The sequence below is a fragment of the Salifodinibacter halophilus genome, assembly GCA_012999515.1.
Taxonomy (GTDB): Bacteria; Pseudomonadota; Gammaproteobacteria; order Nevskiales; family Salinisphaeraceae; genus Salifodinibacter; species Salifodinibacter halophilus.
The window spans coordinates 1-240 of record JABEEB010000664.1 but is presented as its reverse complement, the minus strand read 5'-3'; the positions used below and the strand labels follow the sequence as shown (position 1 = coordinate 240).

Annotated in this window: 1 protein-coding gene; it reads left to right on the top strand. The window is 63.8% G+C overall.

Going from position 1 to position 240, the window contains the following annotated elements:
• The coding region (locus tag HKX41_13230; GenBank protein NNC25097.1) for a hypothetical protein at positions 1-240 on the top strand (240 nt) is incomplete at both ends.

Genomic DNA, 240 nt, shown 5'->3' with positions numbered 1-240 from the left:
TTCCTCGGCACCGGCCTGGGCCCGCGCAGCTACTCGATCATCGAGCAGGGCATGATTTCGCAGATCATCGAGGCCAAGCCCGAAGAGCTGCGCGTCTACCTGGAAGAGGCCGCGGGCATTTCCAAGTACAAGGAACGGCGCAAGGAACCCGAAACCCACATCCGCCACACCCGCGAGAACCTCGACCGCTTGAACGACCTGCGCGAAGAGGTCGGCAAGCAGCTCGAACACCTGCGCCGG